This is a genomic window from Flavobacterium sp., from assembly GCF_035456085.1.
GTDB lineage: Bacteria > Bacteroidota > Bacteroidia > Flavobacteriales > Flavobacteriaceae > Flavobacterium.
The window spans coordinates 1-8,598 of record NZ_DATIDY010000074.1 but is presented as its reverse complement, the minus strand read 5'-3'; the positions used below and the strand labels follow the sequence as shown (position 1 = coordinate 8,598).

General features: G+C 33.7%; 5 protein-coding genes. 4 read left to right on the top strand and 1 reads right to left on the bottom strand.

Annotation, left to right across the window (positions count from 1 at the left end):
* The 4 genes from VLC96_RS05695 to VLC96_RS05680 form a co-directional block, all read left to right on the top strand.
* Positions 1–391, top strand: a 391-nt coding sequence (locus VLC96_RS05695; RefSeq protein ID WP_325261233.1) for an MFS transporter, incomplete at its 5' end; no start/stop codon positions are given.
* 398 nt (positions 392–789) lie between these two features.
* Complete coding sequence (susR, locus tag VLC96_RS05690) at positions 790–2,433, top strand: SusR family glycan utilization regulator (protein WP_325261231.1); 1,644 nt, start codon at positions 790–792, stop codon at positions 2,431–2,433.
* Positions 2,434–2,641: 208 nt separating this feature from the next.
* Positions 2,642–4,858 carry a glycoside hydrolase family 3 C-terminal domain-containing protein gene (locus tag VLC96_RS05685; protein ID WP_325261230.1) on the top strand — a complete coding sequence of 739 codons (2,217 nt, stop codon included), beginning with the start codon at positions 2,642–2,644 and terminating at the stop codon, positions 4,856–4,858.
* Between the two features lie 189 nt (positions 4,859–5,047).
* Positions 5,048–6,193 (top strand): acyltransferase family protein, encoded by a 1,146-nt coding sequence (locus VLC96_RS05680; RefSeq protein WP_325261229.1) that lies wholly within the window; start codon positions 5,048–5,050, stop codon positions 6,191–6,193.
* A gap of 82 nt (positions 6,194–6,275) precedes the next feature.
* On the opposite strand, the gene VLC96_RS05675 is transcribed toward VLC96_RS05680, so the two are convergent.
* Positions 6,276–8,561 carry a GH92 family glycosyl hydrolase gene (locus VLC96_RS05675; protein WP_325261228.1) on the bottom strand — a complete coding sequence of 762 codons (2,286 nt, stop codon included), beginning with the start codon at positions 8,559–8,561 and terminating at the stop codon, positions 6,276–6,278.
* Positions 8,562–8,598 lie beyond the last annotated feature (37 nt).

Sequence of the window (8,598 nt, the reverse complement as noted above, 5' to 3'; positions counted from 1 at the left end):
CATTTTGGTAGGGATGTTGGCTTGGGCAATCCGATATGCATTGTTTGCTTACGGAAATGGTGGCGATTTGAGTTTTATGCTCATCATCGGGATTGCGTTACATGGTGTTTGTTACGATTTTTTCTTTGTTTCTGGACAAATTTATACCAATTCAAAAGCGGGTGAGAAATACAAAAGTGCTGCACAAGGATTAATTACACTTGCTACTTATGGTTTGGGAATGCTAATTGGATTTGGAGTGGCAGGATGGATTACTGATAATTACAAAACTGCCGAAGGAGCAATCAATTGGGAAATGGTTTGGATAATTCCTGCGGGCATTTCGTTAGCGGTATTTTTGCTTTTTAGCCTTTTATTTAAAGAGAAAAAATTAGAAATTGAGATTAAATAAAATTATTTTTTACCACATAGAGACATACAATTTATAGTTTTAAAAAAGAGTTTAAATAACCGTTTCACTTCTCACATAGATTGGCTATGTGGAAAATAGTGCTATTTCTATTCGTTCCTTAATGATTTGCTATTAAATCTATGTTTCTATGTGGTTAATTTTTTTCATTTTTAGAATTTCACCCAACGGGTTTCCTTAATGATTTGCTATTAAATCTATGACTCTATGTGGTTAAAATAATTTCAGCCAAAAGCTAAAATACAAATATTGAAGTTGTTATTTTAAACACAAAAGAGCTCAAAAAAAGTAGTGCACAAAATCTAAATAGAGACTCAAAAACACTTCATTTTATACTTACTTTATTATATTTGTAAACCACATTTTTAGTCTCTATTGGTTTGAAAAATTATCTGCTGTTATTTTTACTACTTTCTGTAAATTATTCTGGTTATCCATTGAATACTACGGATTCCATTTTTGATAAATTAAATGATGCTTTAAAAAACAAACAGCATTATGTTCATTTAAAAGAAGAGCGAATTTTAAACTTCAAAAAACTTAAATCGGAAGATTTATCCAAAGAGCAAGAATACAATTACAACAAAACTTTATACACAGAATACCAAAAATTCAACTCTGATTCGGCAATTTTATATATCAAAAAGAATCTTGTAATCGCTACAGAACTTCACAGTAAAAAATTATCAGATTTGGCCGAATTGCAATTGGCGAATCTATATTCATCATCAGGAAAATATCGGGAATCCGAAGCTATTTTAAAAAGCATCAATAAAAAAACATTAGACAAATCACTGCTTCCAACGTATTATGTTGTGCATCGGGAATTTTTTGAACACTACAATGCCAATAGTACCAGCAAAATATACATTGAGCAAATAGGTAAATATCGAGATTCATTGTTAGGCGTTTTGAATCCTTCAACATCGGATTATAAAATAAATCTAATTCAGAAAAACATTTTTGACAATAAACTTACTATTGCACAAAAAGAATTATTGCTTCTATTGAAACAAACCAAAGAAGATAATTACCAATATGCCATGATTACTTATCTTCTTGGCAGCATTTATGAAACCAGAAACCAATTCGATTTAAGAAAAAAATATTTCGCTCTTTCGGCAATATCTGATTTAAAAACGGCTAACAAAGACAATGCTTCACTTCAAAAACTGGCGATGGTTTTTTATGAAATTGGAGATGTTGATATGGCTTATAAACTCACACAATCTGCAATTGAAGATGCTCTTTATTGTAATGTTCAATTTAGAACATTGCTAATGTCTCAGCTTTATTCTATTATTAATACCGCTTATTTAGAAAAGGAAGCCCAGAGAAAAAACGAATTGCAATTGTATTTGTTATGCATAAGTTTACTGTCCGGATTCTTAATTTTAGCGGTGATTTATGTGTACCGACAAATGAAAAAAGTATCCAAAATTCGTGAAGAACTTTTTATAACCAGTCAAAAATTAGCCGAATTAAACAAAGATATTACCGCAACAAACAACCTTTTGCAAGAACGAAACGCTCAATTATCGGAGTCCAATCACATTAAGGAAGAATATATTGCAAACTTTTTCAACCTTTGTTCGACTTACATCAATAAGCTGGAGAATTACCGTGTTATTTTGAACAAAAAAGCGGCTGTCAAACAATTTGACGAGATTGCTAAAATTTTAAAATCAAACACATTGGTCGAAAAAGAACTTGAAGAATTATATGCCAACTTTGATATGATTTTTCTAAATCTGTATCCCACTTTTGTAAAAGATTTTAATGCCTTACTCATCAACGAAGAACAAATCGTATTGAAACAAGGTGAATTATTAAATACCGAACTTCGCATTTTTGCACTTATTCGCCTTGGAATTACAGATAGTGTAAAAATTGCAGAATTCCTTCGCTACTCTTTGAGCACGATTTATAATTATAGAACTAAGGCCAGAAATAAAGCAGCTGTTTCCAGAAATGATTTTGAAGAAATGGTCATGAAAATCGGCTTAATACCTTCAAAAAGCTAATTTTTTATTTTAAAATCACTACTTTTTTCGGCTTTAATTATTAGCTAAAAATCTAAAAAACAATTAGTTAATATTTTATTTTACTACTTTTTTTTATTTACAAATTAAACACATATAATAACGTTTTAGCTTTACAATATTATTGAAAGATGCTTTTGAATGATGAGTATCTTGATTACAAATTTTAATGCTTTAATATTTAAGAGTTATGTTTAAAAATGTGAAAACAATTGTCCTTTTTCTTTTGTTGAGTTCATTGGGAATGAATGCGCAAAATAAACTTCCTGTTTATCTTGATAGCAAAAAAACTATTGATGAGCGTGTCGAAGATGCACTTTCTAAAATGACAACCGAAGAAAAAATTGCCATGATTCATGCGCAATCAAAATTTAGTTCCCCTGGTGTTCCGCGTTTGGGAATTCCCGAAAATTGGATGACCGATGGACCACACGGAATCCGTACAGAAGTTAAATGGGACGAATGGGATCAGGCAAATTGGACAAACGATTCTTGTATTGCATTTCCAGCTCTTACGGCACTTTCTGCCACATGGAATAAAGATTTGTCGTCTTTATATGGAAAATCAATTGGTGAAGAAGCTCGTTACCGAAACAAAAATGTATTGTTAGGACCAGGTGTAAATATCTACAGAACACCCTTAAACGGTCGTAACTTCGAATATATGGGAGAAGATCCTTTCCTTACGTCAAAAATGGTAGTGCCTTACATCAAAGGAGTACAATCTAATGGAGTTGCTGCTTGCGTAAAACATTTTGCATTAAACAATCAGGAAACCAATCGTAGTGCCGTAAACGTAATTGTTGATGATCGCGCTTTGTACGAGATTTATTTGCCAGCATTCAAAGCCGCTGTTCAGGAAGGTGATGCTTGGGCAATTATGGGATCGTATAATAAATACAAAGGACAACACTGTTGCCACAATGAGTTTTTATTGAATGATATTCTTCGCGGAGAATGGGGATTCAAAGGAGTTGTAATCTCAGATTGGGGTGGAGTTCATGATACCAAGCAAGCGATTCACAATGGTTTAGATATGGAATTTGGTTCTTGGACCAACGGACTTTCATGGGGAACAAGTAATGCGTATGACAACTATTATTTGGCAAAACCATATTCGACTATGATTGCAAAAGGCGAAATTGGAACCAAAGAATTAGATGAAAAAGTTCGCCGTATTTTGCGTTTGTCTTTTTTAACAACAATGAATAATGAAAGACCTTTTGGATCATTTGGAACAAAAGAACACGCACAAGCTGGATTGAAAATTGCCGAAGAAGGAATTGTTTTATTGCAAAACAAAAACAATATCCTGCCAATCAATCTTTCTAAAACTAAGAAAATTGCAGTAATTGGAGAAAATGCAATCAAAATGATGACTGTTGGTGGAGGAAGTTCTTCGCTAAAAGCAAAATATGAAGTTTTACCTCTTGATGGATTGAAAAAACGAATTGGTAATCAGGCAGAAATTGTTTACGCTCGCGGTTATGTTGGAGACCCAACCAGCAATTATAATGGTGTTGTTGCAAAAGTTAGCTTAGAAGATAAACGTTCTGCTGCCGAATTAACTGCAGAGGCTTTAAAAGTAGCTAAAGATGCAGATATTGTATTGTTTTTTGGAGGTTTGAACAAAAGCGACTATCAGGATGCTGAAGGAAATGATCGTAAGGAATTAGGTCTTCCGTATGGACAGGATAAATTAATCAGCGAATTGGCTAAGGTTAATAAAAATGTGGTTTTTGTAAATATATCTGGAAACGCTGTGGCGATGCCGTGGGTAAACGAGGTTCCGGGAATTGTACAAGGATGGTTTTTGGGTACTGAAGCTGGAAATGCTTTGGCAGCCGTTTTGGTTGGAGATGTGAATCCTTCTGGAAAACTGACTTTTACTTTCCCAGTTAAATTAAACGATAATGGGGCACACGCTCTTGGAGAATTTCCAGGTGGAGATGAAGTAACGTACAAAGAAGGAATTTTTGTTGGATACCGTTGGACTGATAAACAAAAAATCAAACCTTTATTTCCTTTTGGTCATGGTTTAAGCTATACTACTTTTGAATATGGTAAAGTAACTGCTGACAAAAAACAATTGTCAAAAGAAGATCAAATTACGTTTTCGGTTAAAGTAAAAAACACTGGAAGCCGCGAAGGATCTGAAGTTGTTCAACTTTATATCAGCGATTTAAAATCGTCTTTGCCTCGTCCTGTAAAAGAATTGAAAGGTTTTGAGAAAATTTCGCTTAAAGCCGGTGAAGAAAAAACAGTGACTTTTACAGTTGACAAAACTGCCTTGAGTTTCTTTGATGATAAAAAACACGAATGGGTTGCTGAAACCGGTGATTTTGAAGCTTTGATTGGAGCATCTGCTACAGATATAAAATCGAAGGTAAGCTTTTCACTTAAATAAAATAATTTCATAACTTGGTTAAAGATAAAGCTGTAATTGTCAAAGATTACGGCTTTATTTTTGAAAAATGATTTATATTTATCAGTAAAAAACTTAATAAAAACCGAAACAAGTTATACTAAGGTTTTTGTTCTTTTCTTATTTCACTATGAATTTATAATTAACAACTAACAATTAACCAACCAGAATATGACTTCAGTTTATACAGATATCAAACCAAAAAAACATTACGAAATTTTAGACGGTTTACGCGGAGTAGCCGCAATTTTAGTCGTTGCTTTTCACATTTTCGAAACTTTTGCCGGCGGAAACAGATTTAAGCAAATTATAAACCACGGTTATCTGGCTGTAGACTTCTTTTTCCTTTTATCGGGATTTGTTGTCGCTTATGCTTATGATGATCGTTGGGGAAAAATGACGCAGTGGGACTTTTACAAAAGACGCCTGATTCGTTTGCAGCCCATGGTGATAATGGGAATGATCATTGGCGCTGCTTTATATTATTTTCAGGCTTCGGATATTTTGTTTCCAATGATTGCTGGAATGGAAGTTTGGAAAGTAATTTTGACCATGGTTATTGGTTTCACATTGCTTCCAATTCCGCCTTCAATGGAGATAAGAGGTTGGGGAGAAATGCATCCTCTTGATGGTCCTGCCTGGTCGTTATTTTTTGAATATATTGCTAATATACTTTACGCTTTATTTTTTAGAAAATTTTCGAATAAAGTACTTTCTATTTTTGTTTTGATATTTGCAGGAATGCTTATTAATTACACTGTTTTTGGACCAAAAGGAGACGTAATTGGCGGATGGTCATTGAATTTTGAACAAATGAATATTGGTTTCACCCGTTTATTATATCCGTTTTTTGCAGGGATTTTACTTTCTCGTTTAGGGAAATTAATACACGTAAAGGGAGCTTTCTGGGTTTGCAGTTTATTGATTGCAATCGTGCTTTCAATACCAAGGATTGGTGATGAAAACAGTTTGTGGATGAATGGTTTATATGAGTCTTTTTGTATTATCCTTGTTTTTCCGTTAATTGTTTCGATTGGAGCTGGCGGAGAAATTAAAAATCCATTTTCACTTAAAATTTGCAAAACTTTAGGCGACATCTCCTACCCGCTTTATATCACACATTATCCACTTATTTATTGGTACACAGCTTGGGTTGTCGACAATAAAATCTCATTGGAAGATGGTTATGTCTTAGGAATAGGTGTTTTAATTACTAGTATTGTCATTGCTTATTTATGTTTAAAATTATATGACGAACCAGTCCGTAATTGGCTTCAGAATAAATTTCAGAAACGAAAAGTTGTTGTTGGTATATAAAAATTATCTAAATCTTTAAAAATAAAAAAGCCCGAGAATAATCAGTTTAAATTATTCTCGGGCTTTTTTATTAAATTATAAATTATCTCGTTTTAGGTTTTGCACCCATATGAAAAGTAATTGCTGAACCATTAGTTATATCACTATGTTTAATAAATAAACTAGTTATTGGTTTTCCGTTAATCAATACTTTTTGAACATATATATTTTTAGCACTTTGATTAATTGCTTCAACAGTAAAGACTTTTCCATTTTCAAGTGTAAGTTTTGCGCTGCTTACTAATGGTGATCCCAATGCATATTGATCAGACCCTGGGGCAACTGGATAAAAGCCTAAAGACGAAAAAATATACCAAGCACTCATTTGCCCGCAATCATCATTCCCTCCTAAACCGTCAGGAGTTGGTTTGTATTGCATGTTCAAAATTTTACGAACTTGTGCCTGTGTTTTCCAAGGTTGGTCAGCCCAATTATAAAAATAAGCTACATGATGTGCTGGCTCATTACCATGAACGTATCCACCAATGATTCCTTCCCTTGTAATATCCTCAGTTTCTGCAAAAAAAGAATCAGGCAAATGCATTGTAAAGAGTGTGTCCAATCGGGAAGCAAAAGCCTTTTTACCTCCCATTAGATCAATTAAAGCTGTTGGATTATGCGGTACAAAAAAACTGTAATTCCAACTATTTCCTTCAATAAATCCTTGTCCATTTGTACTCAAAGGATCAAACTCTTTTTTAAAAGAATTATCTGCCAACTTAGGCTCCATAAAACCAGTTTTTGTATCAAAATTATTTCTCCAATTCTCAGAGCGTTTGATAAAGTCATTGTAGATTTCGGTTTGATTTAGTTTTTTGGCTAATTGTGCAATACACCAATCATCATAAGCATATTCTAAAGTATTTGATACTGATATTCCACTTTTTTCGGCTGGGATATATCCTAAATCCATATAATAACCGATTCCTTCATAATCACGATGTTTGGCAGTGGCAACACACGCTTTTAAAGCCTCATTTGGATCACCATTGTAAACTCCTTTTAAGATAGCATCTGCAATTACCGATACGCTGTGATAACCACTCATGCACCAATTGTCATTAGCATAATGAGACCAAATAGGCAACATGTGAAGGCTACTCTGCTCGTAATGAGCCAACATTGACTTTACCATATCATTGTTACGCGAAGGCTGAATAATGTTGAAAAAAGGATGCAAAGCTCTGTAAGTATCCCACAGTGAAAAAGTACTATAATTAGTAAACCCATTTGCTTTGTGAATTCCTTGATCTAATCCTTTATATTCTCCGTTTACATCCATATAAACAGTTGGGTTTATAAAAGTGTGATACATCGCTGTATAAAAATTCACTTTGACATCTTCTGGAGCGGTGATTACAATTTTATTAAGTTCCTTATTCCAGGCAGATTGCGATTGCGCTTTTATTTTTTCAAAATCCCAATCTTTTATCTCTTCTTTCATGTTTTGCAACGCGTTTTCCTGACTAACGGGAGATAAAGCAAATTTTATTTTAATCTTTTCAGCTTCGCTTGTTTTGAAATCAAAATACATTCTTATTTTTTTTCCGGCTATTTCTGGAAAGTTTTTAGTTTGATCAAATTTTCTCCAGAATCCTCTATAAACTTGTTTGGTTTCATAATTCTTTTGACCGTATTGAAAGAATGGTTTCGAGAAAGACATCGCAAAATAAACCGTTTTGGTTCTTGCCCATCCATTGGTTTGTCTGTAACCAGTAATCAGACTGTCATTAATAACCCTTACATACGTCCAAACATTTTTGTCATCATAATTATAAATACCAGCCATTAAATCCAATATGATGTGGCTTTCATCTGATTTTGGAAAAGTATATTGATGCATTCCTACTCGAGTTGTGGTAGTCATTTCGGCTAAAATGTTTTCATCATCCAATTTGACTTTATAGTAACCTGCTTCGGCAGTTTCATTAGCATGAGAAAATGCGGAACGATATCCACTCTTAGGATTTGAAGCGGTTCCAGGATTTAACTGTAATTTTCCCTGAGTTGGCATAATTAAAAAATCTCCCAAATCTGAATGACCTGTTCCGCTTAAATGCGTATGGCTAAAGCCTACAATGGTTTTGTCTTCATAGCGATATCCAGCGCAGTATTTGTACACATCTCCATTATATTTCCCATTTAATTCATACGATATGGTATCCGTTTCTGGACTAAGCTGTACAGCGCCAAACGGAACTGTTGCGCCAGGGTAAGTATGCCCCATTTTTTCGGTACCAATAATTGGTTTTACATACTGAACAAGATTTTGCTGTGCATTACTAAAACAGAAACTAAAGAACAGGACGGATAGAAATATTTTTTTCATCAGATGAATGTAGGATTTTAAAAGAAAATTATCTCGG

Excerpts from the sequence above, each read along its gene's own strand:
- VLC96_RS05685 (WP_325261230.1), top strand. The coding sequence starts at position 2,642 with ATGTTTAAAAATGTGAAAACAATTGTCCTTTTTCTTTTGTTGAGTTCA.
- VLC96_RS05680 (WP_325261229.1), top strand. The coding sequence starts at position 5,048 with ATGACTTCAGTTTATACAGATATCAAACCAAAAAAACATTACGAAATT.
- VLC96_RS05675 (WP_325261228.1), bottom strand. The coding sequence starts at position 8,561 with ATGAAAAAAATATTTCTATCCGTCCTGTTCTTTAGTTTCTGTTTTAGT.